General features: G+C 66.1%; 18 protein-coding genes and 2 pseudogenes. 13 read left to right on the plus strand and 7 right to left on the minus strand.

What is annotated here, in order from left to right; translation table 11 throughout:
- The 12 genes and pseudogenes from EL272_RS01690 (at position 1) to EL272_RS01735 (ending at position 10,213) form a co-directional block, all read left to right on the plus strand.
- Positions 1 to 1,317 carry an RAMP superfamily CRISPR-associated protein gene (locus EL272_RS01690; protein WP_061787261.1) on the plus strand — a complete coding sequence of 439 codons (1,317 nt, stop codon included), beginning with the start codon at positions 1 to 3 and terminating at the stop codon, positions 1,315 to 1,317.
- Entirely contained in the window at positions 1,310 to 1,753 is a 444-nt protein-coding gene (locus tag EL272_RS01695; protein WP_061787260.1) for a hypothetical protein, read from the plus strand. The genes EL272_RS01690 and EL272_RS01695 overlap by 8 nt, the downstream gene beginning before the upstream one ends.
- 877 nt (positions 1,754 to 2,630) lie before the next feature.
- Positions 2,631 to 3,669 (plus strand): annotated as a pseudogene (locus EL272_RS15985) (reverse transcriptase domain-containing protein); the annotation flags it as partial.
- Between the two features lie 66 nt (positions 3,670 to 3,735).
- Positions 3,736 to 4,209, plus strand: a complete 474-nt coding sequence (gene cas1, locus EL272_RS15990) for a CRISPR-associated endonuclease Cas1 (RefSeq protein WP_061787257.1) — start codon at positions 3,736 to 3,738, stop codon at positions 4,207 to 4,209.
- An 8-nt stretch (positions 4,210 to 4,217) separates the two neighbouring features.
- Positions 4,218 to 4,484 (plus strand): annotated as a pseudogene (cas2, locus tag EL272_RS15995) (CRISPR-associated endonuclease Cas2); the annotation flags it as partial.
- 1,231 nt (positions 4,485 to 5,715) lie between these two features.
- On the plus strand, positions 5,716 to 6,000 hold the full coding sequence (locus EL272_RS01705; RefSeq protein ID WP_073969986.1) for a WhiB family transcriptional regulator: 285 nt from the start codon (positions 5,716 to 5,718) through the stop codon (positions 5,998 to 6,000).
- Positions 6,001 to 6,368: 368 nt separating this feature from the next.
- On the plus strand, positions 6,369 to 6,533 hold the full coding sequence (gene sp36, locus EL272_RS01710; protein ID WP_014845477.1) for a Sp36 family protein: 165 nt from the start codon (positions 6,369 to 6,371) through the stop codon (positions 6,531 to 6,533).
- Positions 6,530 to 6,991 (plus strand): RidA family protein, encoded by a 462-nt coding sequence (locus tag EL272_RS01715; protein ID WP_014845478.1) that lies wholly within the window; start codon positions 6,530 to 6,532, stop codon positions 6,989 to 6,991. The genes sp36 and EL272_RS01715 overlap by 4 nt, the downstream gene beginning before the upstream one ends.
- Positions 6,988 to 7,605, plus strand: a complete 618-nt coding sequence (gene nth, locus EL272_RS01720; protein ID WP_014845479.1) for an endonuclease III — start codon at positions 6,988 to 6,990, stop codon at positions 7,603 to 7,605. The genes EL272_RS01715 and nth overlap by 4 nt, the downstream gene beginning before the upstream one ends.
- On the plus strand, positions 7,584 to 8,207 hold the full coding sequence (locus tag EL272_RS01725) for an NUDIX hydrolase (protein ID WP_014845480.1): 624 nt from the start codon (positions 7,584 to 7,586) through the stop codon (positions 8,205 to 8,207). The genes nth and EL272_RS01725 overlap by 22 nt, the downstream gene beginning before the upstream one ends.
- A 408-nt stretch (positions 8,208 to 8,615) precedes the next feature.
- The gene (locus EL272_RS01730) at positions 8,616 to 9,383 is read left to right on the plus strand and encodes an ABC transporter ATP-binding protein (RefSeq protein ID WP_061787255.1); all 768 of its coding nucleotides are present in this window, start codon (positions 8,616 to 8,618) and stop codon (positions 9,381 to 9,383) included.
- Positions 9,384 to 9,400: 17 nt separating this feature from the next.
- Positions 9,401 to 10,213 carry an ABC transporter permease gene (locus tag EL272_RS01735; RefSeq protein WP_051014895.1) on the plus strand — a complete coding sequence of 271 codons (813 nt, stop codon included), beginning with the start codon at positions 9,401 to 9,403 and terminating at the stop codon, positions 10,211 to 10,213.
- An 86-nt stretch (positions 10,214 to 10,299) separates the two neighbouring features.
- On the opposite strand, the gene EL272_RS01740 is transcribed toward EL272_RS01735, so the two are convergent.
- The 5 genes from EL272_RS01740 to EL272_RS01760 all read right to left on the minus strand — a co-directional run bounded on the left by EL272_RS01740 (position 10,300) and on the right by EL272_RS01760 (position 18,676).
- Positions 10,300 to 11,559 carry a hypothetical protein gene (locus EL272_RS01740; protein ID WP_061787254.1) on the minus strand — a complete coding sequence of 420 codons (1,260 nt, stop codon included), beginning with the start codon at positions 11,557 to 11,559 and terminating at the stop codon, positions 10,300 to 10,302.
- Complete coding sequence (locus tag EL272_RS01745; RefSeq protein ID WP_061787253.1) at positions 11,559 to 13,583, minus strand: tripartite tricarboxylate transporter TctB family protein; 2,025 nt, start codon at positions 13,581 to 13,583, stop codon at positions 11,559 to 11,561. The genes EL272_RS01740 and EL272_RS01745 overlap by 1 nt, the downstream gene beginning before the upstream one ends.
- Positions 13,584 to 13,958: 375 nt before the next feature.
- Positions 13,959 to 15,188 carry a hypothetical protein gene (locus EL272_RS01750; protein WP_061787252.1) on the minus strand — a complete coding sequence of 410 codons (1,230 nt, stop codon included), beginning with the start codon at positions 15,186 to 15,188 and terminating at the stop codon, positions 13,959 to 13,961.
- Positions 15,185 to 16,978, minus strand: a complete 1,794-nt coding sequence (locus EL272_RS01755) for a hypothetical protein (RefSeq protein ID WP_061787251.1) — start codon at positions 16,976 to 16,978, stop codon at positions 15,185 to 15,187. Before EL272_RS01755 ends, EL272_RS01750 begins: the two co-directional genes overlap by 4 nt.
- Before the next feature lie 519 nt (positions 16,979 to 17,497).
- A complete protein-coding gene (locus tag EL272_RS01760; RefSeq protein ID WP_061787250.1) occupies positions 17,498 to 18,676 on the minus strand; it encodes a sensor histidine kinase in 1,179 nt (392 codons plus the stop codon).
- Positions 18,677 to 18,842: 166 nt separating this feature from the next.
- On the opposite strand from EL272_RS01760, the gene EL272_RS01765 reads away from it, so the two are divergent.
- Positions 18,843 to 19,493, plus strand: coding sequence for a response regulator (locus EL272_RS01765; protein WP_061787249.1), 651 nt, complete (start codon positions 18,843 to 18,845; stop codon positions 19,491 to 19,493).
- A 213-nt stretch (positions 19,494 to 19,706) separates the two neighbouring features.
- On the opposite strand, the gene EL272_RS01770 is transcribed toward EL272_RS01765, so the two are convergent.
- Entirely contained in the window at positions 19,707 to 22,157 is a 2,451-nt protein-coding gene (locus EL272_RS01770; RefSeq protein ID WP_061787248.1) for an FtsX-like permease family protein, read from the minus strand.
- Complete coding sequence (locus EL272_RS01775) at positions 22,157 to 22,972, minus strand: ABC transporter ATP-binding protein (protein ID WP_061787247.1); 816 nt, start codon at positions 22,970 to 22,972, stop codon at positions 22,157 to 22,159. The genes EL272_RS01770 and EL272_RS01775 overlap by 1 nt, the downstream gene beginning before the upstream one ends.
- Between the last annotated feature and the right edge of the window lie 146 nt (positions 22,973 to 23,118).

A 23,118-nucleotide genomic window follows, 5' to 3' on the forward strand; every position in this document is an offset into this window, starting at 1 on the left:
ATGATTCTCACCTACATTCGAGTGACGATCCGCCCGTTGGGACCGTGGCGTGTCGGAGCGGTCGGACAGGACCAGGCCGCACTCGAAACGCTGCGCGATAACGCCGGGAGGCCGGCGCTGCCGCCGTCGAGCCTGGCCGGTTCCTTCCGGGCCGGCATCGACGAGGCAGCCCGGGAACTCCTCATGGGTCAGGAGAAAATGAAGGACGGAAAACCAGATTTCCGGGCCTCTACGCTGTGGTTCCTCGGCACCCGGCTCACCGGCGGCGAGGACGGACAGCCGGAGATCAGGCGCCGCACCGCCACCGCCGTCGACCGGAACCGTCGCGCGGCCCGCAACTACGGGTCGCACGACGTCGAGGAGGTCTACGACACCGAAACCATCCAGCTCTACCTGCGGCACGAGGGCGACCCCGCCAAGGCGCTACAGCTACTCGGACGGTGGCAGGTCACCATCGGGGGCGGGATCAGCACGGGCCTCGGGCGCGCCAAGGTGACGGCCATCTCGTACCGCACCCTGGATCTGTCGCAACCCGCCGACCTGCTGGCCCGGGTCTCACTGCGGGACGCCGGACCGGACGCCCTCGACGAGCTGCTGCAAGGCGGCGCCAAACATAAGGTGACCGCCGAGGAATCACCCACCCTCCTGAAAGCGACGATCCGCATCGACGGACTGAACCTTCCCACCCAAAACCTGAAGGATCAGCTGAGGCCGGAGGACCACTGGTTCCACGGCACCCGGTGGAAGGGAATCCTCCGGGGCCGGGTGGAATACATCGGACGCAGCCTCGGTCTGGATGTCTGTGGCGCGGAGGACCAGCAGTGGCGCGGCTGCGGGAGGTGTTCCGTCTGTGAGGTCTTCGGGTCCGGGGAAACCGGGGTGGGCAGGTGGAGTTTCCACTTCACCCCACTGAAACCCGACCACCCGGCGGGACGGACCCGCAACGCCATCGACCGTTTCACCGGAGGGGTGGCGGAGAAGAAACTCTTCCCCGAGAGGACGGTGACCTCCCGGGCGCGGCTGGTGATCGGGCAGCTGAGCGGTGTCGAGACGCACCACGCCTGGGTGCTGAAGGCCCTTCTGCTGGCGCTTCGGGACCTGCAGGAGGGATACCTCGGAATCGGGGGCCGGACCTCGACGGGGCTCGGTTCGGTGCGCTTCGAGAAGTTGAGGCTCGGCGAGGAGTTCCAGCGTTTCGGGATGGCCGCGACCACCCCGGAGGCCGTCGAGGGCATCACCGAGGCGGAAATCGAACTGGAAAGAACCCACCGGTCACTGAAGGAGAAGGAGGAGAAGGAGGAAATGCAGCATGCCTGAGCAGAAACGAACCACCGAGACCCGCTACCTTTCCGGGCAGGGCGAGGTGGAATGGTCCCAGCTGCGGAAAGAAGCGGGCGAACTCACCTGCGCCTGGGCCGACTACGAGGGCTTCCACATCGGCCCCTGCCCCGACGAAGCACCCCCATACAGCCACATCTGGGGCTGGAGCCGCGACGGCGAGGTGCTGCTGCGAGGCAGGATCGACGCGGGCAGGGTGATAGCAGGATGGCTGCGGAAAACCCCGGGCGGCGGGAAGAAGGAAAAGGAGGTGCCCACGGTAACCCGGCAGGTCATCACCTGGAAACCCGACCACGAACGCCTGAAAATCAACTTCACGGGAGAGAAAGCAAACTGGCCCGAAAAAATGCAATCGGTGGAGGTCCTAGGAGAAAACCCGGTGACATTCATAAAAGAAGAAAAGGAAAGATCCTGAGAGTATTTATGAAACCGGTTGAGCCGGGCTGCAACGGATGCTTTTTGAAGCTGGTTGAGCCGGGCCGCAACGGATGCTTTTTGAAGTTGGTTGAGCCGGGCCGCGACGAAGGAGCGGCCCGTGTCGAAACCACTCTTCCTGAAACAGATCGGCCCAATCCGTGACGAAGGTTCCTCAAAGCTGGTCGAGCCAGCTCGTGGTGAAAGTTTTTGAAGCTGGTTGAGCCAGCTCGTGAGCGCTAGCGAACGGCTGTGTCGAAACCACTACCGGCGGCCGAACAGCAAACCCGACCGCGCCCTGGGCAGGATCCCGCGCCTCGGGACGGGACCCGGCCCGAGGTAGAATCCGACGAAGATGCCCAACTCCCTGCGACTGGGCATCTTGGAGACACCCTCAGGCAGGGGTGTTGGAGAACGACCAAAAACAGCCTCAGGTGTGTATGGCACTTGACTAGGGGTTTTACCCCATTTAGGGCAGGTTCTGTCCGCTTGTTGGAGGGGGCGAGGAGGGGTGGTGTGTAAAACCGCCGCAACAGGGCTTGTCAGGACGGCGTGCCAGGGGGTAGGGTCTGGAACCACCGCGAATCTTAAAGCGGATTGAAACAGATCCAGTAGATTGACAGCTCGCTTGTGGCTCGTCTGAAACCACCGTGAACCTTAAAGCGGATTGAAACATGACCGCCTGCATGAGGCGGGCCCATCGATCGTCTGAAACCACCGCGAACCTTAAAGCGGATTGAAAAACTGGATTGAGTCAGTTCGGCGAGCTGTTCCCATGAAGAATCGTTGAGAACCTCGATGGGTTGTTTTCGTCGTATTCGACCTCTTCTTGCGCAGGGCGAGTTGGGGATTTCGTACATGACGCGGAGGGGAAAATAATGACTACTGACAACCTCCTTCTCGAAGAGGAGAAGGTGGTGGAGTGTTTCACCCTGCCCGCGCTTCGTTGCGCCTGGGAGAGGGTGTTGAAGAAGGACGCCCAGGACGGTGACATCTCCGATTCTGTGGAGCGGTTCGCCGAGGGGGTTCAGGAAAGACTGGAGGAGCTCACCGAGGAACTCCGGGCGGGGACGTTCTGGCCCTCGGACCTGACCCGGGTGGTGATCCCCAAGAAGAACGGGGAACGTTTCCTGGACATCCCCTCAGTGCGTGACCGGATAGTGGAACGGGCAATCCTGGAACACATCAACCCGGCCATCGACCCGCTCTTCGGGGCCACCGCGTTCGGTTACCGCCCCGGACTGGGGGTGGCGGACGCCGCCCAGGAGGTGGTGCGACTCCGCGAGGAGGGCTACACCCACGTCCTGCGAACGGACATGCACGACTGTTTCCCGTCGCTTCCCGTGGCCCTGTTGCGTCGCCAGCTGGAGTTTCTGATAGCCGAACCCGAGATCCTGGTCGTGGTTGACCTGCTGCTCGACCGCTGCACCCGGTTCCCCGGGAAGGGGCGGGGCGTCTTCCCCGGACTGCCGCAGGGCAGCCCACTCTCACCGCTGCTCGCGAACCTGGCGCTGATCCCCCTGGACGAGGCACTGGTGGATGCGGGATTTCCGGTGGTGAGATACGCCGACGACCTCGTGATCGCCCTCGAAGAACCCGGGGACGCACCCGAGGCCCTGAGAACAGCAACAAAGGTGTTGAAGGAGCTGGGAATGGAACTTGGAGCGGAGAAAACGGCAGTCGCATCGTTCTTTGAGGGATTCGCCTTCCTGGGAGAGGACTTCGGTCCCCGCTACCCGCCGGCGGAAGGTGAGGGCCGCATCCGGGAACCGGACAAGAAAATCCTCTACGTGGCGAAACAGGGCAGCCGCATCCAGGTGAGAAAAGGACGGGTGCAGGTGATCCAGGACGACCACGAACTGCTTTCCGTGCCCGTCAGCGACATTTCCAGAATGGTGTGTTTCGGCTCGGTCGGGGTGACGGCCGGAGCCCGCAACTGGGCGCTGCAGAACGGGGTCGACGTGCTACTGGCCTCGCGAGGAGGTGGCCTTCACCGTACGATCGAAACAACCCCCAAGAGATGTACTGAACGCCGCCCTATCGTTCCTGTACACGATTCTCCTCGGCGAATGCGTGACCGCCTTGCGGGCCACCGGACTGGACCCGGACATGGGTGTCCTGCACGCCGACCACGACACCCGCCCCAGCCTGGCCCTCGACCTGATGGAGGAGTTCCGCCCACTCGTGGTGGACCACGTCGTGGTGACGGCGGCCCGCAAACACGTTCTCACCGCGTCGCACGGCCGGGAGGTGGCGGGCAAGGGAGGGATTTTCCTCACCGCGGCGGGACGGGAACTGATGCTGGACGCCTACGAACGCAGAATACTCACATGCGTGGCCGGGGCGTTGGACGACTTCCGCTCCACCAGACGAGGCCACCTGTACCAACAGGCCCAGCGGCTACGCGCAGCCATCATGGACCCCGAACAGAAATGGACGGGACTGGCATGGCGATGATGCACCTGGCCGCCTACGACGTACACGAGGACCAGCGACGCGCCCAGTTCTCCGCGCTCCTCCAGGCCTACGGGGACCGCATCCAGTACTCCGTGTTCCTGCTCGGCATCACCCCGGAGGAACTGGTGGAGATCCAGAGCCGGGCAGCCGGCATCATCGACGAAAACACGGACTCGCTGTGGATCGTGAGGCAGTGCGCGGCCTGCTGGGAGGAGGCCCGGACCCTGGGTCAGGCCCATCCACCGGCCCGGGTGCTGCACTACACGGTGATGTGAAGAATCCTGCCGGATCCGCCGACGCCTGGCAGGGCGGGCCGGGAGGCGGCATGAGGGTAGGGTTGAAGGAAGCCGGCAATCCCGGCTGCCCGCAGCCGGGGGTTTTGGAGACACCCTCGGACAGGGGTGGTTGGAGAACGACCAAAAACAGCCTCAGGTGTGTATGCCACTTGACTAGGGGTTTTACCCAATTTAGGACAGGTTCTGTCCGCTTGCTGGAGGGGGTGAGGAGGGGTGGTGTGTAAAACCGCCGCAACAGGGCTTGTCAGGACAGCGTGTCAAGGGGTAGGGTCTGAAACCACCGCGAACCTCAAAGCGGATTGAAACAGAAACTCTTGATGCCACTGATACCTCATTCCCACGTCTGAAACCACCGCGAACCTCAAAGCGGATTGAAACTCCACCAGCACCGGGTAGCTGGCCAACAGTGCGGTGAGTCTGAAGCCACCGCGAACCTCAAAGCGGATTGAAACCCCCAATTAGGCCCAGCCCTACTACCAGGGCAAGTCTGAAACCACCGCGAACCTCAAAGCGGATTGAAACGTCCTGTGTCTACCAGGTAAGCCGCATACACAGGCGTCTGAAACCACCGCGAACCCCAAAGCGAATTGGGTAAGATTTGGCACCAGTGGCGGCATTTTTGCTGTCATTGATGTCTTCCGCAACTGAGGGTTATTGAACCGATTTGTGGGTTTGGGTGAGTGGGGTGCGTCAAGGTCAGCTTGTGGAATGCTGAGTGGGTAGCCGGTCCGTCAGCCGGGTGTAATCGGGTGCCTTTATCTTGAATCGTGTCCGGATGTTTTGAGTGCCATTCCGTAATTCGTCCACTGAGTCGTCGGCGATGGGTGATGAACTCGGGGCGGCCGTGACATCGCGACAAGGCGGGGTGCGCAGGGCCCTGGCTGTGCATCTCCGGGCGAACGTTCGTGGGGTGGGGGTCCCCGTCGCCCGGCGGTGGTGGTTCGTCGCGACGAGGACGTTTCCCCGGTTTGTGTAAGTGGTTAGATAACGAAAGTTAAGGTGGGCGGGTCGGGGCTTGTCATCCGAATGGCTGGCATTTCGCGGAAACTGACGGCGTCCAGTGTCCGTAGGGCGCGGAAAATCGTGGTTTTGGGGGATCTCGGCGGGCCGGAGAGGGCCAAGTGGCCGATTTCTAGCGCTTTTGCTTTCGGGAGGGATGCGCTAGCGTCATAGCTGCATTTTGAAAACTAGCGCGCGAAGGAGGACGTGGATGTCTCTGGGCGAGCTCGGCGAATGGACGTTGCGGGCCAAATGTCGTGACATGGAGGATGTTTTGTTCCCCGAGTCAAAGGACCAACGACGGGTCCGGAACATATGCATGAGCTGCCCAGTGCGCATGGAATGTCTAGCCGAGGCACTCGACAATCGCGTCCAGTGGGGGGTTTGGGGTGGCATGACCGAGCGCGAACGCCGTCGGCTGCTGCGTTCCCGGCCTGACATCACGTCCTGGCGGGAGGTCCTGCTCACCTACGGTCGCCTGGAAGAGGCCAGCTGAGAACTGCCCGCGTCCCTCTTGAAGTCGGTTGAGCCGGTCGGTGAGGGTCAGCGAGCGGGTCGTGTCGAAGCCTCGGTGAGGGTGGCTGGGGGCTGGGTCTGCTGTTCGGGTGCGGGGTGGTTTCGACTCGGGTCGCTCGTTCCTCGCGACCCGGCTCAACCAGCTTCAGAGAAGGAAGCTCGCGATCCGGCTCAATCAGCTTCGAGGAGGGGTTCTCGCGGCCCGGCTTAACCAGCTTTAAAGAGGGGGAGTTGGTTGAGCCGGCCTGCGAGCGTCAGCGAGCGGGTCGTGTCGAAACCATCTTGCGCGTGCCCGGGGAGTCGTGGGCGGTCTGGCCCGGGTGGAGCATTTGATGGCAGGCTTGGGGCATGACCAAATGGGAGTACCTGACCGCACCTATCCTCAGCCATGTGTCGCAGCAGATCCTGAACAACTTCGGGGCCGAAGGCTGGGAACTCGTCACCGTCGCCCCCGGCCCGACCCCCGAAACGATGGTCGGGTACTTCAAGAGGCCGCTGGAGGAGGGACGATGAGCACCCCCACCCAGCGACTCGCCGAACTCGGGCTGACCCTGCCGCCCGTCGCCAAACCCCTCGCCGCCTACACCCCCGCCATCACGGTGGGAAACCAGGTGTGGGTCTCGGGACAGCTGCCCCTGCGCGACGGGAAACTCGTCGCCACGGGCCGCCTCGGTGACGCCGTCGAACCGGCCGAAGGCGCGGAGGCCGCGAAGGTCGCGGCCCTGAACGCCCTGGCCGCAGTCGCCGACCAGGCCGGGGGCCTCGACAACGTGGCCCGCATTCTCAAGGCCGTGGTATTCGTCGCCTCCACCACCGACTTCACCGCCCAGCCGCAGGTCGCCAACGGCGCCTCCGAACTGCTCGGCGAGGTCTTCGGCACCCCGCACGTGCGCAGCGCCGTCGGGGTGGCGGTCCTGCCCATCGACGCCCCCGTCGAGGTGGAGCTGGTGGCCGAACTCGCCGCCAGGTGACGGCGGCCCTGATCGGATCCAGGCTCGCGGCCGCCTACCCGGATGCCCGCTGCGACCTGGACCACCGGTCACCCTTCGAACTGCTCGTCGCAGTCGTCCTGTCCGCCCAGACCACCGACGCCCGCGTCAACCAGGTCACCCCGGAGCTGTTCGCCCGCTATCCCGACGCGGAACACCTCGCGGGGGCGGAACAGGACGACGTCGAGGAAATCATCAGCAGCCTCGGGCTGTACCGGTCCAAGGCGAGATCGCTGACCGGGCTGGCCCGCGCACTCGTCGCCGACCATGACGGCCGGGTACCGGACAGCCTCGACGAACTGGTGAAGCTCCCCGGGGTGGGGCGCAAGACCGCCAACGTCGTGCTCGGGGACGCCTTCGGTATCCCCGGGATCACCCCCGACACCCACGTAATCCGCGTCTCGAACCGGCTCGGCTGGGTGCACTCCACCAAACCCGACGACGTGGAACGCGCCGTCGGGGCGCTGTTCCCGCCCGGCGAGTGGGTGGTGCTCTGCCACCGGATCATCTGGCACGGTCGCCGCTGCTGCCGCGCCCGCACACCCGCCTGCACCGCCTGCCCCGTGGAGGATCTGTGTCCCAGCTCTCAGGCCTGACGGCGGCGCTGCGCGACGGCGCGGCCGGGCCGCTCGGCCAGTTCGGTCGCGCCCCCGACTACGCGCGCCCGGCCGCCGTCCTGATCCTGCTCACCGACGAGCCAGACCCGGCCGTCCTGTTCACCGAACGCGCCGGGGGACTGCGAGCGCACGCCGGACAGATCTCCTTCCCCGGCGGCGGCGCGGAAACCGGCGAAACCCCCGTCGCCACGGCGCTGCGGGAGGCCTGCGAGGAAGTCGGCCTGGATGCGGGACTCGTCACCGTCCTCGGGCAACTCCCGACGGCCTGGGTGCCGGCCAGCGGCTACGAGGTCACCCCCGTCGTCGCACGGTGGTCGGAGCCGCTGCCGCTGGCGCCCGTCGACCCCGGGGAGGTCGCGAACGTACTCCAACTGCGGATATCGCAGCTCAGCGACCCCGCCACCCGCGTCACGGCCACCGTCCCCGGCGGCTACCGCGGCCCCGGATTCCAGCTCGGCGACCTGTTCATCTGGGGCATGACCGCCCACCTCCTCGACGTCACCCTACGGGTCGCGGGCTGGGAACAATCGTGGGACCGGGACCGGGAGGTGCCGGTGCCGGGTCGCTTCCTGAGGGACTGATCCACCGCCGCCGTCGTCGGTTTGCCTGCCGGAGAAACCTGCCGAGAACCCTTCCATCCCCACCGGCGCTGCGACCCCCGCCCCGGACTGCGTCACGACCGGTCGGCTCGCGTGCTGTGGGGTCTACGAAATCCCGGTTGCGCAGCACTCAACCGAGAAAACCGCCCCCGTGGGGGCGAAAACCGGGTTGAGTGCCGCAAAACCGCGCGATCCCTGCGGCACCCCCGTGCCAGACCGGCGTCGGTGTCACGGGAACCGGGCTGAGTGCTGCGCAACCGTGCGACCCCCTGGACGCGCCCCGCAAGTTCTCTTGGAACAGAAACTAGACTTTTTCTGAGTAAGTACTTGCGCATCCGGAAAGTTGTTGTTACCGTAGAGGCACAACGACGAACCGCAGGAGGAACCGACATGACCACCGCCATCAGCTTCCAGAACGTGACCAAGGACTACGCGACCTCCAAGGGCATCGTCCGAGCCCTCCGAGGCCTGGACCTCGAGATCCCGCAGGGCGTGATCTACGGGCTTCTCGGCCCCAACGGGGCGGGCAAAACCACCGCCCTCGAGATCGCCGTCGGGCTGCGCGAGGCCACCGGGGGACTCGCCCGGACCATGGGACTGGACCCGGTCAGGGAAAACGCCGAGGTCAGGAACCGGATCAGCATCCAGCCGCAGAACGCCACCGGATTCGACCTGCTGACCGGCGAGGAACTCCTCGACATCTGGAGCGCCCTCTACCCCAACCCCCGGCCCGCGGAGGAACTGATCCGCCTGCTCGACATGAGCGGCTACATCGACCGGCAGCTGCGACGCCTCTCCGGCGGGCAGCGGCAGCGGGTCAACCTGGCCCTGGCGCTGATCTGCGGAGTGAACGTGACCGTCCTCGACGAACCCTCCACCGGACTCGACCCGATGGCCCGCGCCGACCTGTGGGACGCGCTGCGTCACCTCAAGCAGGAAGGCATGACCATCATCCTGTCCACCCACGACATGGAGGAGGCCGAGGTCCTCTGCGACCACCTGGCCATCATCGACGCCGGCGCAGTCGTCGCCGAGGGCAGCCCGTCGGAGCTGATCGCCGACGCCGAACGACGCCACCAGGGACCGGATCGTTTCCGCGGCCTCACCGACGTCTTCTTCCAGGCCGCAGGCCGTTCCTTCCACCAGCAGAACAAGTGACCCGCAAGGAGATCGTCATGTCAACCCTTTCCATCACCCGCCCACTGACCGCAGCAAACCAGGAGATCGCAATGCCCACCGCGTCCGTCACCCGCAAACTGTTCAAACTCCACTGGCTGGAACTCACCCGCAACCGCGCCCAGTTCATCTTCGCCATGGTGTTTCCCCTGTTCATGGGTGGAATGTTCTTCCTGATCTCGACGGTGATGCCCTCCAGCACCGCAGCCAACTTCGGCGCCATGATCCTGCCCATGAGCGGCTACCTGGCGCTTTCCGGGGTCGCCCTCAACCTGACCGCCGGACCTCTGGTGCAGTACCGGGAACAGGGCACCTTCCGGGTGCTCGGCACCACCCCGCTCAGCCGGACCCGTTTCCTGCTCACCCACCTGTTCCTGCGGGTCGTCTTCGCGATGGCGCTCTGCGCGGCGCTCTACCTCCTCGGGGCGGCAATCGGGCTGGCCGACTGGGCCGCGATCCCGGCCCTCACCGCCGCCTCCCTTCCCGCTCTGCTGATGTTCCTGGCCATCGGGTACTGGCTGGGTGGCGTGATGACCAGCTCCCAGGCCACCAGCAGCGTCAGCGCCTTCCTGCAGGTCGGGTTCCTGTTCATCAGCGGCGCCGGAATCCCAATGTGGCTGCTGCCCGAAACCTTCCAGCAGGTCATCAGCTGGCTGCCGCCGGCCCTGTCCGTCGACCCCCTCTTCTGGGCGGCGAACAGCCCGTTCCAGCGGCACGATCCGTGGCTGACCAGCGGAATCACCATCGTTTTGGCGGCGCTCGTCATGCTGGCGGCGATCCGCACCTTCCGCTGGGAGGTTCGCAGCAGGTGAGACGGCATCGCGCCCGTGCAGCACTCAATGCGCCAAGGGTCCTGGTGACCCGGGCGCATTGAGCGCTGCACGGACAAGGAATAACCTCAGCCCGGTTTCTCACCCATGCGGACGGCGCGCATGATGTAGCGACCCTCCTGCTTCTTGTAATCTCCTTCGTCGAACCAGGCCACATCGTCGGTGCGCAGCTCCCTGCTGTCCGGGGCGGCGGGCAGCCAAGATACGGGGACGTAGAAGGGTTTCTGTTCATCGTTTTCGCCGGGTACGAGGCGTCGCAACAGGAAACCGGGGCCCGTGGACAGGCCCGCGGAAACAACATCCAGATCCGTGATGTCGAAGGCGGCCCCGGAATCGATGTTGAACAATTCCTTGGGCAGTACGTCCTTGGAACCCGCCTTGATGGCGGCGGTCGCGGCCTCCGGATCCTGGTAGCGGAAGACCCAGCTCCCGTCCCTGACGGCGGTGACACCCGCAACTGTGCCCAGCTCCTCGCCCGAGGTGCTGATCCGGGTGAGGGTGGTTGGCAGGCGATCGTACTTCCGCAGGTTCTGGGACGACACGAGCAGGGAATCCGAGGTGGCTCCGACGAGCCACCGATCGGTGCGGAAGCTGGTGGGCCCGGCCTGCGCCTCGGTGAGGGAGAAGACGTTGAGGGTTCCGGTGCCCGCCGGATAGAAGTGCTGGGAGGTTTCAACCACCAGGGAATCGTTGGTGAGGACCTGCCCCAGCACCAGCCCGGAGACCTCGAAGGTGCGGGTCGCGTCACCGGTCTCGGTGTCGATGACGACGATGCGCATGCGCTGGTCGCTCACGTCGCTGGAACTCCCCGAAACCAGGTATGGCTTGACCATGATCGCCAGGTGGTGCCCATTCGGGCTGGTGACGACAGGGCCCGGGTTGCCGGGCGAGCTATCCCTTCTGAACAGGTCCTGGGCCGTCCCGGTGTCGCTCCGGCCGATCTCCGAGGACGCCGGTTCCAGGATGCGGGCCCACTTCAGGGAACCATTCGCCGGGTCGAGGCAGAGGATCTTGGTCGCCTGGGAGTCGTCGTTCTTCGAGGAGGTATCCAAGGGATAGTAGGTGTTGAGGACGATGATGATGCCGAAGGGCGTGGAGTGCACCGAACGGCTGTTGTCGATGGACACACTGGCGCCCAGGTTCCAGCCGGAGCCCTTGACGGTGGAGGCGGTGAAGGGGGAGTAGCTGTTGCCCGCGTCCTTCAGGTTCAGGGAGAAAGGCGGGGCGGGGGAGTTGTCGCGGTTCCCGGCCGGGGCGCACGACCCGAGCGGAAGAAGGACGAGAAACAGCGCCGCGGACAACCGGAGCACCGTGTTCCAGGTTTTCATCAGGATTCTCCCGTCAGGCCGTACAGGCGGTGAACGTGCCGGTGGACGTAACCGACCTCTTTTTCCTTGATGTATGTCTTGTACCCGACCCCGGCTTCGGGGTCGAAGGCCACGAGGGTGAGTCCCGGGGCCGTCATGAAAATGGTTGAGTCGTCTTTTTCCTCGTCCGGGGTTGCGAGCTGAGGCAGGGCGTCGGGGGATCTGGCACCCAGCGCTTCGGGAGACATGGTCGTGGTTCCCGGGGTGATGGGGATCGTGGTCGCCTGTGAACCGTCGCCGGGCTGCATGATGATCGCCCCGGTCCCCGACCCGTCGTCGGTGGTCACGGCGATTCCCGCCTTGGCTGCTGCGAGCCCGGGGTATTGGGAAGCCTGAGTGGTGGTGCGGGTGACCGGATCGAACACGGCACCCACCTTCGGTTTGTTGTATCTGTTGTGGATGTCCGAGATGGGAAGAGTATCGGGTGAATAGTCCGGGTAGGCGGCGAGGGTTCCCGTCGCACTGGAGGCGAAGGAATTGATACCTGTCGTCCTGCCCAGGGCCACCGGGGATTTCGGTTCCAGACCGGCGAGGGAATCGAGGGTGACGGCCTGCGTCTCGATGCCCTTGGCGATGATCTCGTGGGTTTGTCCACTTTTGTCGGGTTCGCTGTCTTGAACATCGATTGGTTCCGTGAACTGCGCGACCCACCCGCCTGCGACAACCGGGGCGGGGTGCCTGCCGTCGACCGCAATGCTCACCGCATCGGAAACCTTCGTGGGATCGGTGTCGGAGACAATGACCAGATTGCCGTAGAGAACATTGTCACTGTGTAGTCCCAAAAGTCCGTTCCTGGCGTAGTGGAGGATGAAGGAATTGTGTCCCGCGGGACCGGAGTAATCCGTGGACTTGCTGGCGGGTTCGAGGGTCGAACGGCGGGGTCTTTCAATGCTCCAGCGCCGCTGCCCATCGGCCAGGTTGTAGGCGGTGTCGCCGTCCAGAAGGGCGGAATCGCTGAGCTGGATACGCCAGGCTGTGTTGGAGGGATGTTCCCCGGTGACCTGCCCGGTGAGGGTGTCGAGGGTGATGGTCACGGCGTCGTACACCGGGGTCTTGTCTGCACTGTCCCGGTGTTGATCCGCCAGGTCTTTCGCGCTCCTGATCCGGAAGGCGATGTGGCGGCCGGTTGGGCTGGTTGTGAAACGGGGACCTTGGGGGTTCTCGTAGTCGAGGGGTGGAAGGCGAATGTAGGAGGCCTTGTCGCGGCGGTAACTCCACAGGACGGAGCCGTCGGCGGGATTCAAGGCGGTCAATCCCTCGCCGGTGAAGAGCACCGGGCCTGCCGCCCCGGCGGCCATCTCCAACAGCCCCGGGACGTCCTTCTCCCAGGCGGGTGTGGTGCCGATGCGGGTGGGTCGCGCGGGCAGATCACCCGAGGGTGGGGACGCGGTGACCTGGGAGGTCGGATTCGCGAGTGTGTGAACCAACAGCACCGCGACCACCAGCGCGATAGCGGGGCACAGGATGGAGGCGAGCCGGCGAATCACGGCGCTCGGTGGTGCGGGATCGCGCGGCAGGGGACGGAAGCGGGCGGGGTCGTCGGGGGTTTCGGGGCGCGGATCCATGCCGTCGCGGATACCCCGCAGCAGCAGGTCGGAGACGGCGAACAACCCGAGTCCGAGGGAAACCACGGCCATGACCAGCAGCAGTCCCAACCGGATCGACGACTGCTCGTGAACCACCCACCAGCGACGGCAGTGGAAACCGGCCGCCGCGATCGAACCCACCGTGACGATCACGGCCGGGATGATTCTCCGGGAACCCAGCCAGGCGGCCAGCAACCAGAAAACCGGGAACGCGGCCAGTACCAGAAGATGAGGCGTGACAGTGGGCAGAAGCAGGGTGACGTCGCCCCAGAACGGGATCACCAAGAGAGCAGAGGCGGCGACGACCCCCAGCCCCGCCAACCTCAGATCCCTGAGACCAGGAACGAAACGCGGCGGGGGATCCGCGGTGGTGACGGCGTCGTCGGGTGTCGGGGCCATGTCCCATTGTCGACCATCAACGGGGAGCGTGGGGATGATTACCGGGAAATGCCGAGCCCAGCCCTCCAAAGCTGGTTGAGCCGACCTGCGTGTCGAAACCAGCCCTCCAAAGCTGGTTGAGCCGGCCTGCGACGAAGGAGCTGGTCGTGTCGAAACCATGGTGAGGGTGTCCAAGGTGCTTGGGTCGGGTCTGTTTTCCGGCTGCCGGGTGGTTTTGACTCGGGTCGTTCGTTCCTCACGACCCGGCTCAACCGGCTTCGGAGGGGGTCGGCTCAACCGGTTTCATGAAGACCCATCCTCAGGTCCTTTCCCATCCCTTCTGTGCGTTGCGTGCACGGGAGGGGAGTGTTGCGTAACCGGGACAATCCGGTTGGGTCAGATGGGTGCGTAGTGGACGGCGTATCCCTCTTCCTTGAAGTAGTTCAGGAATTCCTTGCGGGGTGTCTGGTCGCCTGCGGTCGTGTTCAGCCAGGGGACTGCTTCCCTTTCGATGGGTTGTATGGCCGGTTTCAGGAAGATCCCCCACCCGCTGGAGGTGACCACGTCCCTGGGGGACGCGCCGGTCAGGTCGACGACCGCACCCGAATCGGCATTCACCAGTTCCCGGGGAAGCTTTTCCAACTGCTCGGCGAGTGAGAGCTCGTCGAGGTTCTGGGCGATGAGGGCCTGGGCGGCGTCCGGGTCCTTGAAGCGTTCCAGCCAACCCCCGGGGTGCAGATCGGACACGCCCGTCACCGTTCCCAGCTCCTCACCGGAGGTGCTGATCCTGGTGAAGGTGCGGGAACGTCCCGTTGGGCGGAAGGAGGTCTTTTCCTTGTCGAACTGCGGTGACATGAGCAGGGAATTGGCGGTGGCTCCTGCCAGCCACAGATCGGTTCGGAAGGTGACCGGTTCGGCTGCGGGTTCGCCCAGGGGAAAGACGTTGAGGGTCCCGGTGCCCGCTGGGTAGTAGTTTTCGGCGGTCTCCACCACCAGACAGTCGCCGGTCAGGGCGTGGCCGAGGACCATGCCCGCCACCTCGACGGTGCGGACCTCGTTCCCGGTGGCCGCATCCAGCACGACGACCTTCGTGCGCTGGTCGCTGATTTTCGTGGAATCCGCCGGCCTCATGTGGGACAGCAGAGGAACCGCCAGGCGGGTGCCGTCCGGGCTGGCGACGATGCTGTTGCCGACTGATCTGCGTCCCTGCTCGTAGGCGACCTGAGGGGTCAGCGGCAGTTCGCTTTCCGAGAAGTCCTTGGTGGCCGGTTCGATGATGCGGGCCCACCTCACCGACCCGTCCTCCGGTTTCAGGGCCACCAGCATCGTCGCCGGGTGCGTCTTGCGGTCCTTGGAATCATTGTTCCCTCTCGGGGAGGTGTCGATGGACAGGACGGGGCCGCTGGACGTCGCCGCCAGTATTTTGCTGACGGTGTCGCTGGATAGGCGGCGATGGCCCAGGACAACGACCTCCCAGCCGTTGCGGGTCGGTGTGGGAGCTTCGACGAGGGTGGACGGGTTCGCCTCGGCGATGCTCACGGGTAGTTCCGCTCCACTCGGGGGTTGCGTGGAGGCGCTCAGGGGCAGGGTGAGGAGCGCCCCCAGGAGCAGGTGGGTGAGTTTCATCGGGGACCTCCTGCTACGCCGTAAAGCCGGTGTGGGCTGCGGGGTTCTTCGGGTCTGTCGTACAGCCCGGTCGTGGGATCGAGGATGACCAGGGTGAGTCCGGGGGTGGTCACGAAGGTCGTCGTCGCCCTTGGGAAGCTGCTCCTCGGGTAGAGCTGGACGGGGGAGTACCCGTCACTCCGGTCCCGGAGGAGCGCATCCGGGGAACGGTAGGTGGAGCCCGGCGCGATGGGGATCGTCGCCCCGGCGGATCCGTCTCCGGGCTGCAGGGCGATCGCGCCACCATCCCTGCCCGCCACGAGCCCGATCTTCGCCGCGGCCGGCCCTGCATACTCGGAGGCTGGGGTCACGGTGCGGGTCGCGGGATCGAAGACGGCGCCCACCCAAGGACCTCCCGCTCTCTCGATCTTATTGAAGCTGTTCTCGTCGTCGGCGGGGCGGAGAGCCAGGGTGCCCGTGGCGCGGGAGGCCACGGAGTTCAGGCCCGCCGTGCGCCCCAGGTCGACAGGCTGCTCGTCCTCCAGGCCTGCCAGGGAATCGAGCGTGACGGCCTGCGCGTGCCAGCCGCTGACCGGAGTGAACTCTAAGTCGCCTTCGTCCTCTGGTAGCGCCTCGGTGTGCCGGACGGTCCAGCCATTGGCGATCACCAAGGGGTTCTCGCCGATGCTGTAACGGTCGAGGGTGATGTTGGTCGCGACGGTGGTCGCGGTGGGATCGGTATCGGGAATCAGGGTCAGGTTTCTCCCATCGCGGCGGAGCACCAAGGATTTGTGTCCCGCGGGACCGCAGTAGGCCCGGCAGTCGTACTGGGATGTGACGCGGCCGGAACCCTCGATGCTCCACAGGCGCCGCCCGTCGGTCAGGGAGTGGCCCGTGTTCCCGGTCAGGATGACAGAGTCGGTGAGCTGGATGCGGAGCCCAGTGGACGGGTGTTTGCCCGTGATCCGACCGGTGAGGGTGTCCAGGACGATGACCAGGTGGCTGTTGTTTTCGGAGCTGTAGGAGTCTTTTTCCTTATCCTGCGGACCCGCGATCGCCAGGGCGACGTGACGTCGGTTGGGGCTGGTTATCAGGTACGAATTCACCGGGCCGTTGTCGCCGTAGCTCTGCGCGATGCGGGTGTACCTGGCGCCGGGACGGCGATAGCTCCACAGGGTGGAGCCGTCGCCGGGATCGAGGGCCGCGATGCCCTCCTGGGTGAGAACCACCGGTCCCGCGGCCCCCGCGGCCACCTCGAGCAGACCGGGGATGTCCCGGCTCCAGGCGACTCCGGCGCCGATGCTGGTCGGCCGGGCCGGTGGGTCGCCGTCGGGGGCGGGGACCGTGGTGTGGGAGACCGGGATCGCGGGTGCCACGAAATGGAACGCCGCGACCAGCAACGCCAGGACGACGGTGGGCGCCAGGGTCAGTACGATCCGGCCGGTTCGTCGCCCGTTTCCCGCGGGCCCGGGCCAGGGTGGGTCGGAGTCCTGCTTGCCGGGGGAGAGCGGATGGATGCGGGCCGGGTCGTCGAAATCACCGGGAATGGAATCCAAGCTGTGACGTATGCCCCGCAACGTCAGGTCGGCGGTGGTCATCGCGCCCAGACCGAGCGCCGCCATGGCCTGGGCCAGCAACATTCCCATGCTGAACGAGGACCGCGAGAACGTCGTCCACCACAGATTCACCAGGAAACCGGCCATGACAGCGCACCCCGCCGTCACCAGGCAGGCCGGGACGATCCTGCTTCCCTCCCCGGGACGGGAGGCGAGGAACCAGATGGCGGCGACGGCCCCCAGCAGGACGAACAACCCCGCGCCCGTGTTCTCCGGAGCAGCGGTACGAGTCGGAGGGTGGCCTCCGGGACGGGCTTCCTCGCTGCGGTGCGGGGATCGTCGTCGTCAAGGAGAAGGTCGAAACCGATGCGTGACGCCATGGTCAATTATCGACCGGAACCACTCACCGAGGGTGGGGATACGAGGAAATACCGGGTGGTTTCGACTCGGGTTGCTCCTTCGTCGCAGTCCGGCTCAACCGGCTTGTGTGAAGGAAGTTGGTTGAGCCGACCTGCTCGCTCTGCGAGCTGGTCGTGTCGAAACCATGGTGGCTTGGGGTCGGGTCTGCTTTTCGGCTGCTGGGTGGTTTCGACTCAGCCGTTCGCTGGCGCTCACGTGCTGGCTCAACCGGCTTTGCTCTTTCCGAGAAATACCGGGTGGTTTCGACTCGGGTTGCTCCTTCGTCGCAGCCCGGCTCAACCAGCTTCGAGGAGACCGTGTCCTTCGTCGCGACCCCCAAACCGGGAGGGCCAGCGAAACAGGGGGAGGGGGCGGTCAGAGAGCCGGTCGGAGGGGAATGCTGAGCACGACCGTCCAGCGACTCGGGGTCCGGGTGACGTCGAAGGTGCCGCTCAGCGATTCGATGCGATGTCGCGCACCCTCCAGTCCGAGACCGGAGGAGGTCGCGGGATCCTTCCCGAGGGAGGCCGCGACGTCGTTGCTGACCAGGGCCTCGACGGTGTCACCGTCGGATTCCACGACGATGCGGGCGCTTCCCGAGGGGGCGGCGTACTTGGTGGTGTTCGTCACCAGCTCACCCAGCACCCGTGTGAGCTGAACCCTGATCCCGGGGGGTATCGCAGTCTCGTCGAACACGTCGATTCCCTCGACGACCAGATCCACACCTCGCCGTCCGAGGGTCTCCCCGGCCTCCGCGACCACCTCCCTCAAAGGCCTGGGAGCCTCGGTGGCCAGCAGATCGAGGTGCTCCTCGCCGCGCAGGTCCCGTATCGCCCGAAGCGAATGGCGCAACTGTTCCACGGAGGTCCGGACCGAACCGATCATCGTCCCCAGCTCCCGGACCAGGAGGTCGTTCTCGGGGTGGGCGAGCCGGACCTGTTCCGCCGTCATGACGGCGTGGGTGAGGTCGCGCACCACGGTGTCGTGAAGCTCGGAGACCACCAGGATGCGCTGGCGTTCCAGCTCTGAACGGTGCGCGAGGATGGAGTCCTCGGCCTGGTGCCGGGGCAGTCGCGACAACTCACCCACCAGGAGTGCCACACCACCCCCGAACGCCTGCGTCGTGAGATCCTCGAGCCAACCCCCATAGGGCAGGACCCGGGTCATGACCACCAGCTCCACCATCATGTGCAGGATCACCGAGCCGTAGGCCGGGCCGCGATGATGACCGCGGGCGATGAGAACCGCGGCGCAGAGCCAGGGAACGATGCCCGGGGACAGGGTCGGGAGGCCGTCGTTGAGGAAGGCCGCGGACCAGGCCACCGCGACTCCCGCCACCGCCCCGATACCCGGGTACCGGGAACAGAGCGCCAACGCCACCCCGCCCGCGATCCCGAAACCGAGCGACGACTGCCCCAGCGGCCAGGCCGACTTGATCGAGATCAGCACCAGCAGCGCCGCGAATCCGACGTGCAGCAGATGCGTGCGAGCGGTGGGTTGCCAGGTGGAGAAACAGGAGGGGCGACGAAGCGCGTCGAGAAACCCGGGGATCATGGGGAAACTCTCCTGTCGAGAAGACGTCGATTAGGTCGTGTGGCTGCGGAAGGGCGACGGGTTCTGCCGCCGGAAGGCGGCGGGACGGCCCGTCCGCCGGCGTGTGCGGGCCGCCTCGACCGGCTCCGGGAAGGAGCATGGGCCCGCGCGGCCCTAAGATCCTCCCATGACCGAAGCCGAGGGTTCACAGCGGGCGGTGCGGGTCGCGATTGTCGACGACGACCCCTTCGTGGTGCAGGCGCTGCGTTCATACCTGAGCTCCTCTCCCCAGATCGAGGTGTTGAGCACCTTCACCTCGGCCCGCGACCTCCTCGCCTTCCTGAAACGGATTCCCGTCGATGTCCTCGTCTCGGACGTGCGCATGCCCGGCATGGACGGTCTCGAACTGCTGGCCCGGGTCCAGGAACAGCACCCGCGCACCGCCGTGGTCATGCTGACGTCCTTCGACGACGACTCCGCGATGCTCACCGCCCTGTCCCAGCAGGCCAACGGATTCCTCCTCAAGGACTCGTCCCCCGAGGACGTGATCCGGGCCGTCATCGCCGCGCACTCCGGTGGGACGACGATCTCCCCGACCACGACCTCCCGGCTCGTCTCCCAGCATCTGCGACCCCGCCGGGTCGGCGGACACCCCGACCTCACCGAGGCGGAACAGGCGGTGCTGGACCTGCTGTGCGAGGGATACTCCAACGCCGAGATCGCCGGGCGTCTCGTCGTCGCGGAATCCACGGTGAAAACTCATGTCTCAAACCTCATGAAGAAATACGGGACGCCGTCACGGCTGAAACTTGTGGTCGCGGTACATCAACTGGGGTGATGACAGTCGGCCGACCCTCACGTGCTGGCTCAACCGGCTTTGTTCTTTTCGAAGCTGGTTGAGCCGGGCTGCGAGCGAAGCGAGTGGTCCGTGTCGAAACCATGGTGACCTTGTCCGGGGACCGGGGTTGGGTTTGTTTTTCGGCTGCGTGTGGTTTCGACTCAGCCGTTCGCTGGCGCTCACGTGCTGGCTCAACCGGCTTCGGGGAGATGATCAGTCCTGGGCGAGGGCCTGGACGGGTGGGATGCGGCTGGCGCGACCGGCGGGTCGCAGGGAGGCGAGGATCCCGACGGCGGCCGCGAGGACCAGCATGCCGACCAGCGGCAGGACCGGGATCGTGGGGGCGATCGAGGCGTCCTGTCCCAGGACCGCCAGGAGTCCGGCGTGTCCGAGACCGGCTCCTGCCAGGCATCCCAGGACGCCAGCCAGCAGGGCTGTCAGCAGACCCTCCACCGTGATGAGGCGCCTGATCTCGCTGCGGCAGGTGCCCGTGGCGCGCAGCATCCCGATCTCGCGGGTGCGTTCCAGGACGGCGACGTCGGTGGTGTTGGCCAGGCCGCTCAGGGCGATGATCAGCGACAACCCCAGGACGGCGCTGACGACGACCGCCACCTGGTTGAGCTGTTTGGTGAAGAGGTTCACGGCGGCGGCGCGCCCGGTGACCATCATGCCCTGCCCGCGCACGAGTTGGCGGATGGCCTTCTCCGGTGCCTCCGACGAGCCGTCTCCGTGGGTGCGGACCCACATCACGCTGTCGCTCGCCTTGCCACCGGCGAGACGTTCGGCGGTCGCGGGGGTGATGACCGCACCCCAGCCCTCCCGCACCCGGGCGGTGACCTGGACGCTACCGCCGGGGCCGGTGAGGGTGACCTTCGTGCCGTCGGGGATGTCGTAGATCCCACCGACGACGAGGGTGTCGTCGTTCAGGTCCTCCAGGCCCGCGGTGGAGCGCACCACTGGTGCGATCGCCTTGGTGTCGACGGCCAGCACGTGGAACTCCGAACTCTCGGAGCCCGCGGACTCCTGGGTGACGCGGAGGTTAGGGATCGCGATGGCCGATTCTACGCCGTCGACGTGCTGAATGTTCGAGGTCAGCGCCGCGGTGTCGGTCTCCGCGGTGACGCCCTCGACGGTGACGTCAATGGGAGCGTGGTTGTTCATGTAGGCGCCCCAGGCGGAGTTGAACGACAGGATGCCGACGAAGAGCACCGATCCGGCCACGACACTGACCAGCACGGAGGCGGCCGAAGACGCGGAACGCGTGGAGTTGCGCGCCAGGTTCCGGGCAGCGAGCTGCAGGATCGGCCGTTTCCCGGCCCCGGGCAGCCGCTCGACGAGGGCCGCGGTGGCGATCACCAGCAGGGGCAGCGCTCCCAGCAGGCCGATCAGGACGAGCACGCCACCGGCTGCCGCGATCACGATGCTCTTCCCGCTGACACCGAGGAAGGTGACGGCGATCCCCGCCACCAGGACGAGGGACGCGAGGAAGCCGACCCGGATCATCCGGCGGCGCCTGCGACGCGGATCGGAAGAGTCCGCGACCTGCCCGGTCAGGGCGACGAGCGCTGAGACGCGGGTGGCGCGACGGGCGGGTCGCAGTACCGCCACGAGGGTCACGAGGGTGCCGAGGAGAACACTCAACCCCAGGGCGACCGGGGTGATGGTGAGGTCGCGACCCTGAAGGCCTTCGACGATTCCGGAGTGGATGATGGCGGCGGCGATCCCCGTTCCCAGGGCGGCGCCGGCGACGGAACCGGCCACGCCGGTCAGGGCGGCGGTGCGCAGCACGGCCCGGAAGGTCTGGCGGCGGGAGGCGCCGACGCAGCGCAACAGGCCGATGACACGGGTCTGGCGTGCAACGAGGGTGGTGAAGGTGGTCGTGATGACGATGATCGCCACCACCGCGCACACGGGCGCCAGCAGGTTGATCAGGGTGCTGGTGGTGGAGCCGCCCGCGGTGTCCTTGACGGCGTTCTGGGCGATCGTGTCCTCGGCGGTGCTCACCGTCGCGGTGGAACCGGTGGCGCGGATCACATCCCCGACCTGACCGCGGAGCGCGCGCACGTCGGCGCCCGGTTTCGCGGTGACGTAGAGGTTCTGGTAGTTGGTGTCGGTGCCCATGGCCGCCAGCTGTTCCCGCGTCGCGTACAGGGCATCCTCACCCTTGTTACCCGAGACGATCCCCACCACCTGGACGCTGACCGTGGTGCCCTCGTGGTTCTTCAGACGCAGTGAATCACCGACCCCGAGTCCGTGGGCCTCCGCCAGGTTGGTGTTGACGGCGGCCTCACCAGCCCCGGTGGGCAGTTTCCCGGAGGCCAGTGTGGTGAAGTCGGTGAGGACGGGGACGCTTCTCAGGATCGCCTTGGAACTCGCGGTGCTCATGAGCTGCGGGGGCAGGTCAAGGTCCAGGACATCCCAGGTGGTGCCCCGCGCCGCGGCGACCCCGTCGAGGGCCCGGACCTGGTCGAGAACCTGCGCCGGCAGGTGTTCCCGGCCTGAGGTGACGACCAGGCTGGCGCCGTCCAGGTCCTGGCGGGCGCTGGCCTCGAAATGGGTCTTGAACGAATCGGAGGTGATGAACGCGAAAGCGATCAGGGCTGCGCTCATGGCCACCGCGACGAGGGCGGCGACGGTGCGGCGGAAGTCGAGGAAGGAAGGCATCAGCGAACCTCCCCCTGGCGACGCGGCTGCCCGGCCGCGGGACGGCCTCCGGGCGGCGGGGCCTGGAAGGCGCTGCCGCGACGGATGTACCTGTCGTCGATGATGCGGCCGTCACGCAGCCGCACTACACGGTTGGTGGCAGCAGCGGCGTTCTCGTCGTGGGTGACCATGACCACGGTCTGCCCCAGCGTGTCGCACATCCGGGCCAGGACCTCCAGCAGCGAATCCGAGGACTCCGAGTCCAGGGCGCCCGTCGGCTCGTCGGCGAAGACCACCTCGGGACGTCCCGCGAGGGCCCTGGCGACGGCGACGCGTTGCTGCTGGCCGCCGGACAGCTCCGACGGGCGGTGCGTCAAACGGTTCTTGATGCCCAGCGCCGCGATGATGGCGTCGTACCAGCCCTTGTCGGGGGAACGGCGCGCCAGGCGAAGCGGCAGGAGGATGTTCTCCTCGGCGCTGAGGCTCGGCAGCAGGTTGAACGACTGGAAGATGAACCCGAGCATGTCGCGGCGCATCCGTGTGAGGTCGTCGTCGTTCATGCCGGTGATGTCGCGGCCCGCTATGCGGCTCTGTCCACCGTTGGGGATGTCCAGGCCCGCCAGGCAGTGCAGGAGCGTCGACTTTCCCGACCCGGAGGGGCCCATGATCGCGACGAACTCACCCCGCCGGACCGAGAGATTGACGTTGTCGAGGGCGACGACCTGCGCCTGCCCGGAACCGTACGTCCTGCACAGGCCCCGGGCCTCGACGACGATGTCGGACCGGGCCTGGCGGGTCGGGTCACCGAATGGGTGGAGCTGTTCCTGAGAGGGCATCGCCCAAACCTTTCTCTTGCGTCCCGGAGGTCCTCCGGCCTGACGTGAAAAAGGCTAGGAATCAGCGCGATGCCCTCCCATTCCCCGAAGGACGGAACTCTCGGAGGGCCTCCTACCTAAGGAGGAGACGCGGTCGCGGGCCGGGA

This window comes from Arachnia propionica (assembly GCF_900637725.1).
In the GTDB taxonomy this organism is placed as follows: domain Bacteria; phylum Actinomycetota; class Actinomycetes; order Propionibacteriales; family Propionibacteriaceae; genus Arachnia; species Arachnia propionica.

Coding starts and splice junctions, on each gene's coding strand:
- EL272_RS01690 (WP_061787261.1), top strand. CDS start 1: ATGATTCTCACCTACATTCGAGTGACGATCCGCCCGTTGGGACCGTGG.
- EL272_RS01695 (WP_061787260.1), top strand. CDS start 1,310: ATGCCTGAGCAGAAACGAACCACCGAGACCCGCTACCTTTCCGGGCAG.
- EL272_RS01705 (WP_073969986.1), top strand. CDS start 5,716: ATGTCTCTGGGCGAGCTCGGCGAATGGACGTTGCGGGCCAAATGTCGT.
- sp36 (WP_014845477.1), top strand. CDS start 6,369: ATGACCAAATGGGAGTACCTGACCGCACCTATCCTCAGCCATGTGTCG.
- EL272_RS01715 (WP_014845478.1), top strand. CDS start 6,530: ATGAGCACCCCCACCCAGCGACTCGCCGAACTCGGGCTGACCCTGCCG.
- EL272_RS01730 (WP_061787255.1), top strand. CDS start 8,616: ATGACCACCGCCATCAGCTTCCAGAACGTGACCAAGGACTACGCGACC.
- EL272_RS01735 (WP_051014895.1), top strand. CDS start 9,401: ATGTCAACCCTTTCCATCACCCGCCCACTGACCGCAGCAAACCAGGAG.
- EL272_RS01740 (WP_061787254.1), bottom strand. CDS start 11,559: ATGAAAACCTGGAACACGGTGCTCCGGTTGTCCGCGGCGCTGTTTCTC.
- EL272_RS01745 (WP_061787253.1), bottom strand. CDS start 13,583: ATGGCCCCGACACCCGACGACGCCGTCACCACCGCGGATCCCCCGCCG.
- EL272_RS01750 (WP_061787252.1), bottom strand. CDS start 15,188: ATGAAACTCACCCACCTGCTCCTGGGGGCGCTCCTCACCCTGCCCCTG.
- EL272_RS01760 (WP_061787250.1), bottom strand. CDS start 18,676: ATGATCCCCGGGTTTCTCGACGCGCTTCGTCGCCCCTCCTGTTTCTCC.
- EL272_RS01765 (WP_061787249.1), top strand. CDS start 18,843: ATGACCGAAGCCGAGGGTTCACAGCGGGCGGTGCGGGTCGCGATTGTC.
- EL272_RS01770 (WP_061787248.1), bottom strand. CDS start 22,157: ATGCCTTCCTTCCTCGACTTCCGCCGCACCGTCGCCGCCCTCGTCGCG.
- EL272_RS01775 (WP_061787247.1), bottom strand. CDS start 22,972: ATGCCCTCTCAGGAACAGCTCCACCCATTCGGTGACCCGACCCGCCAG.